This window comes from Kribbella sp. NPDC023855 (assembly GCF_040639475.1).
In the GTDB taxonomy this organism is placed as follows: Bacteria; Actinomycetota; Actinomycetes; order Propionibacteriales; family Kribbellaceae; genus Kribbella.
In genome coordinates this window covers 597,327-610,990 of the sequence record NZ_JBFAAA010000003.1, presented here as the reverse complement: position 1 = coordinate 610,990, position 13,664 = coordinate 597,327, and the positions used below count along the sequence as shown (strand labels likewise).

Here is a 13,664-nt window from a genome sequence, read left to right as displayed (position 1 = left end):
CTGACCCCGGATCATCGGGGCGGGCGGAGGATGGCGAAGGGGTCTGTGACGGTTAGTTCGCGGGTGACGAACTTGTAGACGGTGGCCGGGCGGCCGCCGGACTGGCCGGAGCTGGCGCGCCGGTCGGTTGGGTTGATCACGTGCCGGCGCGTCAGGACGCGGGTGAGATTCGTGGCGCCGAGCTGGTAGCCCAGCGCCGCACCGAAGAGATCCCGCAGCTCGGCGATGGTGAACTCGAGCGGAGCCAGTGCGAACCCGATGTTCGTGTACGAGAGCTTCGCGCGCAGCCGCCCGACCGCAGCGTCGATGAAGTAGTGATGGTCGAACGCGGTCCGCGGCAGGTCCTCGACCGGATGCCAGGCCGTGTCGGACGGAAGGTCCGGCTGGACGTCGGACGGAACCAGGCCGAGATAGCCGGTGGCCAGCACCCGGGCCCGAGGATCACGGTCGACTCGACTGTGGGTGGCCAGCTGCTCCAGATGGGCGACGTCGCGGACGTCGACCTTCGCGGCGAGGTGCCCGGTGATGGCCTCCCGGAACCTCTCGGTGGACTCGACACCGCCACCGGGAAGAGCCCATCGGTCCCGGTGCGGGCTCCGGGCGCGCTTCCACAGCAGGACGCACAGCCTGCCGTCGCGGACGGAGAGGACCACCGCGAGTACTTCGTGGGGATAACTGGGGAAGTTAACCCGATCACCTTCCTTGGTTGCCGCCACGTCGCCGATGGTATCGTCATCCTAGTTATCGCCTGTGAAGCGAAAACCTCTCAAAGGACAGCGACGTGACTATTGCCGAGACTCGATCGACCCACTGGCAGGACGAGGTACGCCGCCTCGCCCGGGAGCGGGACGCAGTGATCCTCGCCCACAACTACCAGGAGCCGGCGATCCAGGATGTCGCCGACCATGTCGGCGACTCCCTCGCGCTGTCCCGGATCGCGGCCGGGACCGACGCCGGCACGATCGTCTTCTGCGGCGTGCACTTCATGGCCGAGACCGCCAAGCTGCTCAGCCCCGACAAGACCGTGCTGATCCCTACCGCCCAGGCAGGCTGTTCTCTGGCGGACACCATCGACGCGGATCAGTTGCGTGCCTGGAAGGCCCAGCACCCGGGTGCAGCGGTAGTTGCCTACGTCAACACCAGTGCGGCGGTGAAGGCGGAGGCCGACGTCTGCTGCACGTCGTCCAACGCCGTGGAGGTCGTCAACTCGATCCCACGCGATCAGCCGGTGCTGTTCCTGCCCGACCAGTTCCTCGGGGAGCACGTCCGGCGGCAGACGGGCCGGGACAACATCGAGGTGTGGATGGGTGAGTGCCATGTGCACGCCGGTATCAGCCCGGTCGACCTACGCGCCCAGGTCGCGGCCAATCCCACCGCCGAGGTCCTCGTTCATCCCGAGTGTGGCTGTGCGTCGTCGACGATCTGGCTGGCCGGGCGGGGCGACCTGCCGGCCGAGCGGACCCACATCCTCTCCACAGCGGGGATGCTGGAGACCGCCCGCGGCATGAAGGCCGAGACCGCCCTCGTCGCCACGGAGATCGGCATGCTGCACCAGCTGCGCAAGGTGAATCAGCACACGACGTTCGTCCCGGTGAACCCGAAGGCGTCGTGCCGGTTCATGAAGATGATCACCCCGGAACTGCTGCTCCGGTGCCTGCGCGAGGGCCGCGACGAGATCCAGCTGCCGAGCGAGATCGCCGAGCGGGCCAGGCGTTCGGTCCAGCGGATGGTTGCCATCGGCAAGCCCGCGGCCGCGTGATGACCGCCAGGCGCAGTACGGACGAGGGGACGCTCCTCGGGCAACCAGCGACAGCTTCGGTCCTGGCCGCGGTCCGGGCCGCACTGGCCGAGGATCACGCGGCGGACGACGTGACCACGCGCTGGAGCGTCCCGGCGGCGCTGCGCGTCGAGGCGACGATGATCGCCAAACAGCCGGGACGGGTCGCCGGGCTGTCCGTCGTACAGAGTGTGTACGACGAGGTCGACTCCACCGTCGTTGTCCGGCCGGCCGTTGCCGACGGCGACGCAGTCGTTCCTGGACAGCTGCTGGCGTCGATCAGTGGCCCGGCCCGCTCGATCATCACCGGCGAGCGGGTCGCACTGAACTTCGTCCAGCGGATGTCGGGGATCGCCACCCTCACGTCGGCCTTCGTGGCCGCGATCGGCGGATGCGACGTGCGGCTCCTCGACACCCGGAAGACCGCCCCCGGCCTCCGGGTGCTGGACAAGTACGCCGTGACCTGCGGCGGCGGGACCAATCACCGACTCGACCTCGCCACGATGGTGCTCCTCAAGGAGAACCATCTCGCCGCGGCGGGCGGAGTACGGTCGGCCGTTCGACGAGTCCGCGACGGCATGGCTGCGGAAGGCCAGGAGCTGGCCATCGAGGTCGAGGTCACCACCCTGGCCGAAGCCCGCGATGCGCTCGACTGCGAGGTCGAGTGGATCATGCTGGACAACATGTCCACCGAAGACGTCGCCCTGGTCGTGAAGGAGCGCGACGCTTCGGGGTCCGCCTGCCGGCTCGAAGCCTCCGGCACCATCAGTCTGAACACGATCGCCGACATCGCTGCCACCGGCATCGACGCCCTCTCGGTCGGCGCCATCACCCACTCCGCCAGCGCACTCGACATCAGTCTGCTGGTCACCCCGGCCCCTGGATCTCGTCCGAGACCGCGAGAACACTGAGCTGCTATGGGCCGGCTAGGGCATGCGGATGCTGGGTGTGACATCTGCGGCGCCACCCAAGCGGACCAGCAGCCCCGACGCGTCGTGCTGTGCGGTGGCGGTGATCGTGGAAGGACTGCCGAGGGAGTCACCCATGTCGACAGCGATGTCGCTGATGCCCTCGCCGGCCAGGTGCGCAGCGAGGCAGGCGGTGCTGTTGGCGTTGGCGATGTCTTCCGCGACGCCGATCGACGGGGCGAACATGCGGGCGGCGGCGCGGCCGCTGGGCGTCGGCACCGAGTAGGCGTAGCAGCCCAGGAAACCGAGCCGGTCGCAGGCGTCACGGAGCCGTTCGAAGTCTGGGCTGAGGGTGGTGAGAGCCGATCGCGTAGTAAGGGGAACCAGCAACCGCGACCGCCCCACTGAGGCGACGCGAGTGCCGGGAGCGAGTGTGCCCGGGGTGACACCGAGTGCGGGCAGGACAAGGTCGCACTCGATCGCTGTGGGCCTGCGGAGGTCTACGGGCCCAGGATCGAAGGCGGTATTGAAATGAGTGTTCTCTCTCGCGGACCAACCAGTGAAGACACGCCCTCCCGCGTGGATGGTGGCTCGATACTCCTGGCCCCCTGCGCGCTCGGCCAGGAAGGCCAGCGCGGCAACCGTCCCATGACCGCACCCGGGCAGTTCTCCCTCGGCGGTGAAGAAGCGGAGGGAAACGACCGGACCACCCCGTCGGCTGTCGTGCACCGACACGAAGACCGCGTGCGACGTTCCTATCGCAGCCGGCACACGACGGCGTTCGTCGTCACTCAACGGCGCCTCGTCCAGTACCGCGGTGGGACTACCGCCCTGGCCGTCGCGCAGACATGCGCGGACGATCGTGACGGGCAGACCGTGCCTACTCATCCTGTTCTTGCGCCTGCGCCCAGGTGGTCGCCCATTCGTCGAACGGTCGGAGGGCATGACTGAGCGCTGCCCCCAGGGGAGTGAGCTCGTAGCCGTCGGCTGAAGAGGCGATGATCCCGCTTGCCGTGAGTTCGCGCAGCCGCTGGTAGAGGACACTGGAGGACATTCCTTCGCAGTGCGCCAGCAGCGCGCGGGCGCCGAGCGGGCCCGACCGCAGCTCCCAGAGAATCCGCAGTGCCCACCGACGACCGAAGAGGTCCATCGCGGCCATGATCGGGCGGCCGGTCGTCGATCCACGAACCGGTGTGCCTGGGCGCGGTGTCGGCATGGTCCTCCTTGTGTTTCGTTATTCGAAACACTAGCATCCACTCCGTGTTTCTGATTTAGAAACAACCTCAACCGGGAGCGCCGATGTCGCGAATAGCCCTGCTGGAACCGCCGTACGCCGACGAGGCCGGCGCGCTGCTCGGGCGCATGATGCCCGGGGACGTGCCGCCGATCGGGCTGTTCCGGATGTTCGCCAGAAACCTCCCGATGGCCGACGCCATGCACGGATGGGGGCGCTATGAGCTGGGCCGGCAGCTGACCCTGACCATGCGTGAGCGCGAGCTCGCCATCGACCGGACGTGCGCGCTGTGCGGCTGCGAGTACGAGTGGGGCGTGCACATGATGACGTTCGCCGAACGGATCGGGCTCACCCGCGAGCAGTCGGCATCCCTGGTGCACGGCGGCGCCACTGACGAGTGCTGGACGTCCGAGCGGGAACGGCTGCTCATCCTCGCCGTCGACGCGCTGCACGAGCGTTCCGACATCGATGACGCGCTGTGGACACGGCTCGTGTCGGTCTTCGACGAGCTCCAGCTGCTCGATCTGCTTCTGCTGTGCGGGTGGTACCACGCCGTCAGCTTCGCCGCGCGCGCCGCGCGTGTGCCGCACGAGCCCGGCGCGCCCCGCTTCGCCGACTTCCTCCCCATCACGACCGCGACCGACCGGTGAGCCCTACCCGGGAGCAGTCCGAGGCGCGGCTGCTGGTCCCCGCCCTGATGTTCATCGCCCTGGTCGTGGCAGCAGTCGCCAGCCTCGGGGCGCCGCTCATCACCAGCGTGGCGACCACGTTCCACGTCTCGCTCGACAGCGCGCAGTGGACGCTGACCATCCCATTACTGAGCGGCGCCGTCGCCACACCCGTCCTCGGCCGGCTCGGAGCCGGCCCACACCGACGAGCCACGATTCTCGTCACGCTGGCGGTCGTCGTCGCGGGCAGCGCGCTCACCGTGCTCCCACTCCCGTTCGCCTGGCTGCTCGTCGGCCGGGCTGCCCAAGGTGTGGGACTCGGTCTGACGGCGCTGATGATGGGCGTGGCCCGCGACCATCTCCCCGAGGCGCGCAGCGCGGCCACCATCGCCCTGATCTCGGTGGTCTCGATCATCGGGGTGGGCGTCGGCTACCCCCTCGCGGGCCTGGTCACCGAGTTCGGCGGGGTGCGCGCCGCCTATGGCCTCGGTCTGCTCGTCACCGCCGTCGCCTTCGTCACCGCGTGGCGCTCCATCCCCGCAGCTCCCGAAGGCCGCTCCGCTCACGTGGACGTGGCCAGTGCGCTCGTCCTGGCGGGTGGACTGCTCCTCGTCCTGCTCCTGGCCGGCGAGAGGAGCCTGTGGAGCCGGCACCTCGCCGTGGCGGCGGGCCTCGCTGTCGTCGCGGTGGTGCTGCTCTGCGTCTGGGCCGTGATCGAGCTGCGCAGTACGACGCCCCTGGTCGATGTGCGGGCGGTCCGGCACCCGGCGGTCGCGGGGGCGAACCTCGCCATGTTCGTCGGTGGGATCGGCATGTACCTCCTGCTCACGCTCATCACCCGGTACGCGCAGACGCCGCACGGGGCCGGCTACGGCTTCGGGCTGACGACCTTCGTCGCCGGGCTGATCCTCATCCCGTTCTCGGTGCTGGGGTTCGTCGCGGGCAAGCTCACGCCGCGGGCCCGGACGCGGATCGCCGACCCCCTGCTCCTGGCCGGCAGTGCCGTCGTGGTCGGCGGCGGGTTCGCCTTGTTCGCGGCGGCCCGGTCGAACCTGCCCGAAGTGTTCGTGGCGATGGGCGTGCTCGGCTTCGGCGTCGGCGGCTTCACGGCCGCCATGCCCGGCGTCATCCTGGCCGTCACCCCCAGGAGCGAGACGTCGAGCGCCATGAGCTTCAACTATGTCGTCCGCAGCGTCGGGTACTCCCTGGGCAGCGCCATCGGCGGCCTGATCCTCGCCGCGGGCACCAGCCCCGGCCACCTCTTCCCCGACGACAGCGCGTACACCACCGCGGCGCTGGTCGGCATCGGCGCCATGGCGATCGCGACGCTGACAAGCCTCGCTCTGGCCCGCCGACGCTCGTCCGAGTCCAACCCGTAAGTCAGATGCACTCATCCCAACACTGGAGGTTCCATGCCCAAGGGCTACTGGGTCAGCGTTTACCGCACCATTTCAGACCCTGAGAAGCTGGCTGCTTACAACGAGCTGGCAGGTCTGGCCGTCCGTCCCGCGGGTGGGCGGACCCTCGTCCGTGGCGGTCGGGTCGTGGCGCATGACGCCGGAATCGCCGAGCGTACCGTCCTGGTCGAGTTCGACAGCTTCGAGCAGGCCGTCGCGGCGTACGAGAGTGCGGCCTACCAGGAGGCGCTGGTCGCCCTGTCCGACGGCGTCGAGCGCGACTTCCGCATCGTCGAAGGCATCGACTGACAGTCGGCGACTATCCGTCGGTGCGGGCGGCCTCCTCGGTTGCGGTGAGCATGTCGGTGAAGGTTGCCGTCAGCATCTTGTCGATCATCGGGCCGGTGAGTCGGCCGAGCGGGCCGCCACGGGGCACATAGCGGTAGTCGAAGGTGGCCAGCGTCCCGTCGCCGTCGGGCTCGAGGGTGAGGGTGGACTCCGCCTGCTTGAACGGCACCGAAGCGCTCGCCTGGTTGCGGGTGTCGATCCTGCGACCCTCCTCCCAGGTGGTGACGGTTTCCTCCATGCTGCCGATCGGCTTCAGGTCGACGTGGCGGCGAGCACCCACGCCGCTGGTCTGCCCGCCGACGGCTTTCGTGGCCCTGAGGCCCTTCCAATGGTCCGCGAGATGCGGAAAGTCGGCGTACAGGTTCCAGACCGACTCCGGCGCCGCGGCCATCCGGCGCTGCACCAAAATGTGACGCTCAGACATGAGGATCACTCCAACTGGCTGTAGAGCACTGCCTCGGATTCCCATCGTCACCCCAGCAACCGCACCGCGCAATCAAGGGAAAAGCCCAGGTCGAGTGACCTGGGCTTCTGCCGGTACTACGAATCGTTGCTCAGCGCATCGGGCGAAAGTCACTCGCCGATCAGCTGGGTGTTGGTGATGTACCGCATGTGGACCGTGCCGTTCTGCGGCAGCGCGACGCTGCCGATCGTGTTGACGATGGTCTTCGAGCCGTTCGCCTTGCTGAGGGCGTACACGGTGGCCGTGCTGGCGGTGTTGTTGAAGCCGGTGAGCAGCGTGCCGCCGTTGTTGCCGCAGCGCTCGGCGACCAGTTGGTGGTAGGCCCCGAAGCCGGTGGTGCGGACCAACTTGAGGGTGCCCTTCAGCTGCCGCGTCTTGGGGAGGTGGATGGTGTAGATCGCGCCGGTCTTGGTGACCCCGAGCAGCGTGTCGTAGGTCGCGGTCTCGGCGATCGTGGTGATCGACTTGAACGACCTGTAGCCCAGCGCGCTACCGGCGGCCGAGACCGGACCGGTCGGGCGGTTGATGCTGTAGCGGTACAGCGTGCCGTTCGTGTTCAGGCCGTAGAGGAACATGTTCTCGACGTAACCCGCCGCGTTGACGTAGCGCGAGCTCGCCAGGGAGTTGAAGCTACCCCAGCCGGTGCCGAGCCTCTTCGAGCTGACCACCGGAGGTGACGTCGGAGTCTTGTACGACTCGGCGGTGGCGTACAGGCTGCCGCTCACCAGGACGAGGCCGGAGTAGTACTTGGTGGTGCCCGACCCCGCCCAGGCGAACCAGGTGGAGCTGGCGCGGATACCGAACAGCTTGTACGCCTCGTACGGCGCCGCGGTCACCGGCTTGGTCGCGGTGATCCGGTAGCCACCGTTCTGACCGGTGGCAGTCACGGCACCGACATCGACCCGGCAGGCCCCCGCGGCAGTCTGCGCCTTGGCCGTGGGCTCTCCCAGCACCCCCGCCCGCGGCTGAGGCTTGCCCTGCACCTCTGCGGTGGCCTGGTTGGCCGCCACAGCCCCCGTGACCAGGCTCAGCCCGGCCACCGCAAGAGCAAAACGACGAATTCTCATCTGTAACTTCTCCCTAGGTACTCGATGCCCCCCGAGGGCTTCTCGCACCGACGAATGTCCGATCAACCTAGCGACTCACGGGCTGTACCAGAACGGGTTTGCAACAACCTGCAACCAGGATCGGAGTGCGCCGAAGCACGGCAGGAACCAGAGCGATCAACTGGGCGTGTGTTGATCCGGCTCGGGCAGTGGCAGCCCGAGGACCGCCGCCAGCCACCTCAGGTTGATCGACGCCAGGTCGGCGAACACCCGACGGAGCCAATCTGGCTGCTCGCTCACGCAGGCGCGCTGCAGCGACGGCTCTGCAAGCCTCGCGATGAGGGGTGCGGGTTCGGTGCACACCTGCCACGGCGGCGGCCCACCCTCCAGGTGAAGCGTGGGGAGCAGCTGCACGAGGTCGTGCGACTCGTGGCCGGCTCCGGCGTGCGACCAGTCGACGAGGCGAACTTCGCGCTCGCCGGCGTTGCTGAGGATGCACACGTTGTCGCTGCGGACGTCCGCGTGCACCAGGTACGCACCGAGCTCGAGAGCGGTGTCCGCCTCCGCGTCGACGGCGGTCAGAGTCTCGGCATTCGCCTCGAGCCAGCCGGGGATGACGACACCGACCTCGACAAGCCGGTCGGCCAGCTCGATAACGCGGCCACTGTGGTCCCGGCCAGCTGTTCGTCCGCGGCAGGTCGGCAGGGAGCGGCACTCGGCGCAAACGGTCGAGCGTGCGGCGGAGAACGTCGATGTCGCCGGGTCGCCAGACCGTCGACGTGCCGCCGCCCGGATTCTCGGCGCCGGCCGCAGGCCAGTAGGCGGCGGACAGGTCCTCCGTCACGAGCAACGGCTGTCCGGTGCCGTCGTCCTGCCAGCCGAGAACCTCGGGAGCGAGGCTGGTGCCTCGCAGGTGATCGAGGACCCGGTGCTCGTTGCGCAACCAGCCCGCGGTCTCTTCGGTCGTCGCCCCTTTGACAAACGCGGCGCTGCCATCGCTGAACGCGACGACAAGCCGGTCCGCATCCGACAGCCCGAACTCAGGCGCACGCCAGGCCGCCGCAGTCTTGCCGAGCAGCGATCCGACCGTCCCGACGATCACAGGCATTTCGGCAGCTGTCACGCCCTAGGTATAACAGGCATCTTCGATGCGCCGTCCGGGTGCGACGGCCTTGGTTCGAGCGCGGCTGGTGAGATCCACGGAGTTGCTCATGGCTGGGTTTCCAGTGGAGCGCCCATGGACTCGGGAATCTCGGAGGGGGCCGGGGTTAGCTCAGAGCTGTTCGCCAGGCCCAGGCCGGCCTCCGCGACAGGTTGGCGGCCAACGGGACCCCGGGCCGCCCGAGACGAGTCCGCTCCGAGTCGGCGCCGCGCGCAATCACACCACCGCGTTCCGCTTGCCCAACCGGCGCGCCGCCTCTGTGGTCGAACTGCGCGACGAAGGAGCGCCAACTCCGGATGGGTGGGAGCTGGCGAACGAGACCGCGACGTAGGAGCGGCGTCGGAGGCTGCGTGGGCGTAGTACCCGGCTAGATGTGAGCAGTTTTCGGGAAGGGGCGGGGGTGGGCCGAGGGGGTTCTAAAGTAGACCACTTCGGATCTGGGGAGGGTGTGGGTGGAGGCTGGGGCTCCGTCGCCGGGTGGGGTGCGTACGGTCGGTGAGCTGGGGGCGCGGTTGCGGGAGCTACAGGTCTGGTCGGGGTTGTCGTATCGGGAGATCCATCGGCGGGTGGTGCGGTCTCGGCAGGAGCGGGGGATCGCCGAGTTGCCGGCGTTCAATACGACGTACCGGTGTCTGTCGCCGGGGCGGACGCGGTTGGATGTGGAACTGGTGGTCGACATCGCCCGGGCGGTGCTCGGGAACGAGTCGCGGGCGGCTGAGTGGCGGCAGGCTCATCAGGTGGTTTCGGGGCTCGCGGCCGATGCCTCGGTGGTTCATGTTGCCGACCGGGTGGAGTCCGACGAGTTCTCCTTCATCGGCAGGTCGTCGACGATCGCGGCTGCGCTAGCCGCGTTGGAGACGCACCACCTCGTGCTGATCGACGGGATGCCAGGAGTGGGCAAGACCAGCCTGGCAGGTCGGGTCGCGAGTCAGGTGCCTGATGTCGAGCTGCAGTTCTCGGTCAATCTGCGCGGCTACGACCCAGCCCGGCCGCCCGCCGATCCCGGCGCAGTGCTCGATGGTTTCCTGCGCCGGCTCGGTGTCCCGGGCAGCCGCATCCATGGGCTCGACCTGTCGGCTCGCTCGGGATTGTTCAGCGAGCTCGTCGCTGGGCGCAGGACCGTAGTACTGCTCGACAACGCGGCCTCCGACGACCAAGTGCAGCCGCTCCTCGCCGACAGCGCCCTCACGCTCGTCACCAGTCGACGGCGCCTTACCGCATCCCCAGACGCCTACCGGATCAACCTCGAAGTGTTCGAACCATCCGAGTCGGCAGTGCTGATCCGCCGGGCGGCAGGCGCCGCAGTCGACGATGAACCCGAAGCGGCGGTCCAGATCGCCGAGCTGGTCGGACACCTCCCGCTGGCGCTCGCAGCGCTGGCCGGTCGGATCAAAGCGCAACCCGAGTGGACGCTCGGCGACCATCTCGAGCGGCTGCAGGAGCACACGGCTCGGCTGAGACTCGACGACGGTGTCGCGGCCTCGCTTTCCCTGTCCTACCAGGCATTGCCGATCCAGACTCGCCGTCTGCTGAGGCTGCTCGCCTTGCATCCCGGCCGGGATTTCGACGTGTACGCCGCTGCCGCGCTGGCCGGAACGGACCGGGAGTCGGCACAACAGCACCTGGCCAACCTCGTGCAGATGAATCTGCTGGAGGAGCACGGATCCGGCCGGTACGAACTCCATGACCTGGTACGCCTCCTGGCCTCCGACCAGTCGAGGGACGAGGACCCTGCCTCGGTACGCCGTGCCGCCCTCGACGGCCTCTTCGACTACTACCGCAAGACACTCGCCACGGCGGCGACCGCGTACGCGCCACACGACCAGGCGCGGATCGAGTTGACCGAGCGGGCCGGTCTGTCAGAACGCCAGTTCGCCGACCGCGACGACGGACGCGCCTGGCTCGACCTCGAGCGACCCAACCTGATCGCCACCGCCCTGTACGCCGCGGACCACGGCCGGCCGGAGTACGCGACCGCGTTGTCCGCGATGCTGATGTACTACCTCGGTACGGCGAGCCTCTTCACCGGAGCCGAGGTTCTGCATCTGACCGCGATCCGCTGCGCACGGTCCAACTACGAACGCGGCCGCTCCTACAACAACCTCGGCGCACTGTACTGGCGACTCGGCCGGTACGCCGATGGTCGCGCGGCGTACCAGCATGCGCTGGACTACGCCCGGCTGGCGGGCAACCGGGTCGGCGAAGCGAGCGGACTGTCGAATGTTGCTCTAGGCCACTATCGTCTGGGTGACTACGAGGCCGCGATCGCCTGCCAACGGGAGGCTTTCCTGTTGTTCGATGCCGAGGGCAACCTCAGTGGTATGACGTCGGCATTGTCCGGGCAAGGCTGGCCCGAGTTGCGGCGAGGCCGGCCGGAGGTCGCGCTGAAGCTGTTCGAGGAAGGGCTGGCGATCAGCCGGAAGCTGGGTTCGGAAACCTTCGAGGAGGCGTTTGCCCTCAACAACGTGGCGGCCGCGCACGAGGCGCTCGGCCGGCTGGACGAGGCGTGGCAGGGCTACGAGCAGTCGCTGGAGTTGGCGCGCCGGTTGTCCTTCGTCAACAGCGAATGCGACAGCCTGAACTCTCTCGGCCGCCTGCAGGTCGCTGCGGGCCGCATCGACGAGGCGCTCGCCCTGCACCAGCAGGCGCTCGACATGGCCGTCCGTCTCGGCAGCAGGCCGTTCACCATCGAGGTCCGTAACGACTACGGCCACGCCCTGTCCGCGGCCGGCCGGGTCGCGGAGGCCATCGTGCAGCACCGGATCGCGCTGGAGGATGCCGAGCGCATCGAAGACCGGTACGAACAGGACCGCGCGTCCGCGGCCCTGTCCGCATCCCACGAACTCACCTGATCAACAGGGCCAGCCGTACTCCGTGCCGTACCAAGGGCTCCACCCGGTCTCGCCCCGGGTGTCACTGCCCTTTGCCTCGTACAACTTGAAGCGGACGCACTTGCCTTCAATGTGGTCGAAGTCGCAGTAGTCCCAACCACCGGCGGCCGGCAAGGCCTGGCAGTACCGGTCCTTGTCGTAGTTGGTCTGCACGTGGACGACGGTTGCCCAGCCGTTCTCGTCGCTGTCCAGCACCCACTGTTTGTCGCCGACCCACTGGAAGCAGGTGGCGCCGTACGGCGCGGTGAACATCCGGCACTGCGAGTGGTCCGGCCCGGCTGCGGCCGCAGTACTGGCGCTGGCGGCGATCAAGAGCAACGCACCGCCGGCCGCGCCGATAGCCGTTCGCGCCCGGCGCATGGTGCCGGTCACGGGGACCCGAAGATGCAGCGGTTGCCGGTGGAGGTGCTGTACCAGTCGGACCAGGCGCTGAACCGGCCGAGGCTGGTGCCCTTCTTCTCATAGAGGAAGAACCGCACGCACTCGCTCTCCCGGTGGTCGAACCCGCATTCCTTCCAGCCGTCCGCGGCAGCGGGAGCCGCGCACTCGCGGGTCTTGCCGTAGTTGGTCTCGAGGTGCACGATCGCGGTCCAGCCGTTCGGGTCCAGGTCGCGCACCCACTGGTCGTCGCCGTCCCACTGGTAGCAGGTGGCGGCCCAGGAGGTGGCGATACCGATGCAGTTGGTCGGCCCGGCGGCCAGGGCGGTGGTGGCCGACGCCGTACCGGCCAGCTGCGGGGCGGGAGCGGGCGCCGGGGCAGCCGCGGCGACGGTGGCGCCGCCGAGGGAGATCATCGCCGTGCCGGCGAGGGCCGCGAGGACCCGTTTGAGGGCGGGACGGGGCATGGAGAATCCTTTCGGTGGGGGCGATTGCCGGATCAGCGTGCATCCCACGAAGTGGCCGGTCCCGGAATTCGAACGAAGTCGAACAGCGGCAGCGCTAACCTGACGGCATGAGTACGAACGGGCAGGTGGCCATCCTCGGCGCGGGTGTGATGGGCGAGACGTTGTTGTCCGGGCTGCTGCGGGCCGGGCGGCGACCGGAGGAGTTGCTGATCACCGAACGCCGCGAGGAGCGCGCGACCGAGCTGCGCGAGCGGTACGGCGTGGACGTGCTGACCAACGTGGAGGCCGCGGCGAAGGCGGACACACTGGTGCTGGTGGTCAAGCCGCAGGACATGCCCGAGCTGCTCGCCGAGATCGCCCCGGCGGTCCGCCCGGAACAGACGGTCGTCTCGCTGGCGGCCGGGATCACCACGAGTTTCATCGAGTCGCGGCTGCCCGAGGGCGTCGCCGTCGTCCGGGTGATGCCGAACACGCCGGCTCTGGTCGACGAGGGGATGGCGGCGATCTCCCGCGGAGCGCACTGCGACGAGAGCCACCTGGTGCTCGCCGAGGGGCTGCTGGCCGCGACCGGCCGGGTCATCCGGGTGCCGGAGAAGCAGCAGGACGCGGTCACCGCGATCTCGGGTTCGGGTCCGGCGTACATCTTCTTCGTGGTCGAGTCGATGATCGAGGCGGGCGTGCACATGGGCCTGCCCCGCTCGACCGCGACCGAGCTGGTCGTCCAGACCGTGGTCGGCTCGGCCAAGCTGCTCCGCGAAACCGGCGAACACCCGACCGTACTGCGCGAACGCGTCACCTCCCCGGGCGGTACGACGGCCGCCGCGATCCGCGAACTCGAGGACCACAAGGTCCGCGCCGCCTTCCTGTCCGCCATCGAAGCCGCCCGCAACCGCTCCCGCGCCCTTGCCGCCGAGTAACCCGTCCG

At 68.8% G+C, this 13,664-nt stretch carries 15 protein-coding genes; 7 read left to right on the top strand and 8 right to left on the bottom strand.

From position 1 onward, the window contains the following. Positions 1-11: 11 nt before the first annotated feature. Positions 12-716, bottom strand: a complete 705-nt coding sequence (locus AB0F51_RS13770) for an NUDIX domain-containing protein (protein WP_360278905.1) — start codon at positions 714-716, stop codon at positions 12-14. Between the two features lie 65 nt (positions 717-781). On the opposite strand from AB0F51_RS13770, the gene nadA reads away from it, so the two are divergent. Continuing rightward, entirely contained in the window at positions 782-1,759 is a 978-nt protein-coding gene (gene nadA, locus AB0F51_RS13765) for a quinolinate synthase NadA (protein ID WP_360278902.1), read from the top strand. Beyond that, positions 1,759-2,688, top strand: coding sequence for a carboxylating nicotinate-nucleotide diphosphorylase (nadC, locus tag AB0F51_RS13760; RefSeq protein ID WP_360278899.1), 930 nt, complete (start codon positions 1,759-1,761; stop codon positions 2,686-2,688). The genes nadA and nadC overlap by 1 nt, the downstream gene beginning before the upstream one ends. A gap of 15 nt (positions 2,689-2,703) precedes the next feature. Here nadC and AB0F51_RS13755 read toward each other — a convergent pair whose 3' ends face one another. Beyond that, entirely contained in the window at positions 2,704-3,573 is an 870-nt protein-coding gene (locus AB0F51_RS13755; protein WP_360278897.1) for a PhzF family phenazine biosynthesis isomerase, read from the bottom strand. Further along, entirely contained in the window at positions 3,566-3,901 is a 336-nt protein-coding gene (locus AB0F51_RS13750) for a helix-turn-helix domain-containing protein (RefSeq protein WP_360278894.1), read from the bottom strand. The genes AB0F51_RS13755 and AB0F51_RS13750 overlap by 8 nt, the downstream gene beginning before the upstream one ends. An 83-nt stretch (positions 3,902-3,984) precedes the next feature. Between AB0F51_RS13750 and AB0F51_RS13745 the strand changes: the two genes are divergently transcribed. Genes AB0F51_RS13745 through AB0F51_RS13735 form a run of 3 tightly spaced genes read left to right on the top strand, consistent with a single transcriptional unit; the run spans position 3,985 to position 6,293 of the window. After that, positions 3,985-4,569: a carboxymuconolactone decarboxylase family protein gene (locus AB0F51_RS13745; protein ID WP_360278891.1), complete on the top strand. Its 585-nt coding sequence runs from the start codon at positions 3,985-3,987 to the stop codon at positions 4,567-4,569. Then, positions 4,566-5,966 carry an MFS transporter gene (locus AB0F51_RS13740; RefSeq protein WP_360278888.1) on the top strand — a complete coding sequence of 467 codons (1,401 nt, stop codon included), beginning with the start codon at positions 4,566-4,568 and terminating at the stop codon, positions 5,964-5,966. The genes AB0F51_RS13745 and AB0F51_RS13740 overlap by 4 nt, the downstream gene beginning before the upstream one ends. 33 nt (positions 5,967-5,999) lie before the next feature. Further along, positions 6,000-6,293 (top strand): DUF1330 domain-containing protein, encoded by a 294-nt coding sequence (locus AB0F51_RS13735; protein WP_360278886.1) that lies wholly within the window; start codon positions 6,000-6,002, stop codon positions 6,291-6,293. Positions 6,294-6,303: 10 nt separating this feature from the next. Here the strand turns inward: AB0F51_RS13735 and AB0F51_RS13730 are convergent, their stop codons facing one another. From AB0F51_RS13730 to AB0F51_RS13720, 3 genes are all read right to left on the bottom strand, one after another. Further along, positions 6,304-6,756: an SRPBCC family protein gene (locus AB0F51_RS13730; RefSeq protein WP_360278883.1), complete on the bottom strand. Its 453-nt coding sequence runs from the start codon at positions 6,754-6,756 to the stop codon at positions 6,304-6,306. A 149-nt stretch (positions 6,757-6,905) separates the two neighbouring features. Further along, entirely contained in the window at positions 6,906-7,862 is a 957-nt protein-coding gene (locus tag AB0F51_RS13725; RefSeq protein WP_360278880.1) for a hypothetical protein, read from the bottom strand. A 156-nt stretch (positions 7,863-8,018) separates the two neighbouring features. Next, complete coding sequence (locus tag AB0F51_RS13720) at positions 8,019-8,369, bottom strand: hypothetical protein (RefSeq protein ID WP_360278877.1); 351 nt, start codon at positions 8,367-8,369, stop codon at positions 8,019-8,021. Between the two features lie 1,086 nt (positions 8,370-9,455). Here AB0F51_RS13720 and AB0F51_RS13715 point away from each other — a divergent pair. Continuing rightward, the gene (locus tag AB0F51_RS13715) at positions 9,456-11,855 is read left to right on the top strand and encodes a tetratricopeptide repeat protein (protein ID WP_360278874.1); all 2,400 of its coding nucleotides are present in this window, start codon (positions 9,456-9,458) and stop codon (positions 11,853-11,855) included. Here AB0F51_RS13715 and AB0F51_RS13710 read toward each other — a convergent pair whose 3' ends face one another. Together AB0F51_RS13710 and AB0F51_RS13705 are read right to left on the bottom strand one after the other, a co-directional pair. Continuing rightward, a complete protein-coding gene (locus tag AB0F51_RS13710) occupies positions 11,856-12,266 on the bottom strand; it encodes a hypothetical protein (protein WP_360278872.1) in 411 nt (136 codons plus the stop codon). After that, a complete protein-coding gene (locus AB0F51_RS13705; protein WP_360278869.1) occupies positions 12,263-12,739 on the bottom strand; it encodes a hypothetical protein in 477 nt (158 codons plus the stop codon). The genes AB0F51_RS13710 and AB0F51_RS13705 overlap by 4 nt, the downstream gene beginning before the upstream one ends. 107 nt (positions 12,740-12,846) lie before the next feature. Between AB0F51_RS13705 and proC the strand changes: the two genes are divergently transcribed. Continuing rightward, on the top strand, positions 12,847-13,656 hold the full coding sequence (proC, locus tag AB0F51_RS13700; protein ID WP_360278866.1) for a pyrroline-5-carboxylate reductase: 810 nt from the start codon (positions 12,847-12,849) through the stop codon (positions 13,654-13,656). The last annotated feature ends 8 nt before the right edge of the window (positions 13,657-13,664 follow it).